The sequence below is a fragment of the Kitasatospora sp. NPDC058965 genome, assembly GCF_042741245.1.
In the GTDB taxonomy this organism is placed as follows: Bacteria; Actinomycetota; Actinomycetes; order Streptomycetales; family Streptomycetaceae; genus Kitasatospora.
This window is the reverse complement of sequence record NZ_JBHYKG010000576.1, coordinates 1-1,821: the sequence shown is the minus strand read 5'-3', so window position 1 is coordinate 1,821 and position 1,821 is coordinate 1. Positions and strand designations below refer to the sequence as shown.

1 protein-coding gene and 1 pseudogene are annotated in these 1,821 nt (G+C 71.2%); both read left to right on the top strand.

Features of this window, described 5'->3' with window-relative positions:
- The first annotated feature begins 177 nt into the window (after window positions 1-177).
- On the top strand, window positions 178-1,500 hold the full coding sequence (locus ACFW1A_RS40295; RefSeq protein WP_380418675.1) for a radical SAM protein: 1,323 nt from the start codon (window positions 178-180) through the stop codon (window positions 1,498-1,500).
- A gap of 131 nt (window positions 1,501-1,631) precedes the next feature.
- A pseudogene (locus ACFW1A_RS40290) lies at window positions 1,632-1,821 on the top strand (aminoglycoside phosphotransferase family protein); the annotation flags it as partial.

Here is a 1,821-nt window from a genome sequence, read left to right as displayed (position 1 = left end):
CCCCGGCACGGTCCTTCCCGACGCCCCGCAGCGGCCGCCGCGGGGCGTCGGGCCCGCCAACCGGTGGACCTGATCCGGACACGTACGGCCGGGGCGTGCCCCGGGGCGCGCCCCGGCCGTACGGCTTGCGATGATGATCGGCGCAGGCTCATACAGGGCCGGGAGGGAGAACAGGGCATGCCTGGTCAGACGGGTACCCGTACCGAGCTGGTCGAGGACCTGATGGAGCGCTTCCCCGAGGTGCCCCGGGAGGCGGTGATCAAGGAGGACCTGCTGCGCGGCGGCATGGCGTTCGACGCGTCCGCGCTCAGCGGTGGTGCCGACGGGGCGGGCGGTGAGGTCAAGCCGAAGTCGTACTTCATCTTCTCCTTCGACCACCGCACGCTGCCCGAGCTGGGCGCGGCCGCGCTCAACCGGCCGCCGGAGGAGATCGTGCTCACCGGCGGGCCGTACGAGCTGCGCCGCACGGTGGTGTCGGTGCGGGTGAACCCGGACTCGCCGTACCGGGTGGGTGCGGACGCGGACGGCACGCTGGGCCTCTACCTGGACGGCCGCCGGATCGCCGACGTGGGCCTGCCGCCGATGCCGGACTACTACCGGCACACCCTCGCCAACGGCAAGTCGGTGATGGAGGTGGCGCCCACGATCCAGTGGGGCTACCTGATCTACCTGACGGTCTTCCGGGTCTGCCAGTACTTCGGCGCCAAGGAGGAGTGCCAGTACTGCGACATCAACCACAACTGGCGCCAGCACAAGGCGGCCGGCCGGCCCTACACCGGGGTCAAGCCGGTCGAGGAGGTGCTGGAGGCGCTGGAGCTGATCGACCGTCACGACACGGCGGGCACCTCGAAGGCGTACACCCTGACCGGCGGCGCGATCACCTCGCAGGTCGGCGGCAAGGACGAGGCCGACTTCTACGGCGAGTACGCCAAGGCGATCGAGGAGCGCTTCCCGGGCCGCTGGATCGGCAAGGTGGTGGCCCAGGCGCTGCCGCGCGACGACGTGCAGCGGTTCCACGACTACGGGGTGCGGATCTACCACCCGAACTTCGAGGTGTGGGACAAGCGGCTGTTCGAGCTCTACTGCCCGGGCAAGGAGCGGTACGTGGGCCGGGCGGAGTGGCACCGCCGGATCCTGGACTCGGCCGAGGTGTTCGGCGCGGCCAACGTGATCCCCAACTTCGTGGCGGGGGTGGAGATGGCCGAGCCGTTCGGGTTCACCACGGTGGACGAGGCGATCGCCTCGACCCAGGAGGGCCTGCGGTTCTTCATGTCGCACGGCATCGTGCCGCGCTTCACCACCTGGTGCCCGGAGCCCACCACCCCGCTCGGCAAGGCGAATCCGGCCGGTGCACCGCTGGAGTACCACATCCGCCTGCTCCAGACCTACCGCGCCACCCTGGAGGAGTTCGGCCTCTCCTCGCCGCCCGGCTACGGTCCGGCGGGCGCGGGCAAGGCGGTCTTCTCGGTGAGCTCCTTCATGGACTCGCTGCCGGGCTGACGGTTTCCCGGCCGAACCCCCGGACGAACCCCCGTTCGGGCGCCCGCACCCTCGTGCGCGGGCGCCCGAACGCGCGGCCGACCGCCCGATAACCGGTTGCACCACGGCAGTTCACCCGCCACGGTTGCGGGGTGACGACAGAGGAGATCGGCAGGGTCGAGCGGATCGGCCGCACGGTGCACCGGCCGGTCGGACCGTGGACCCCGGCGGTTCACGACCTGCTCCACCACCTGGAGGCGGTCGGGTACGAACTCGCGCCCCGCGTACTCGGTTTCGACGACCAGGGCCGCGAAGTCCTGACCTGGATCGACGGCGAGTCCG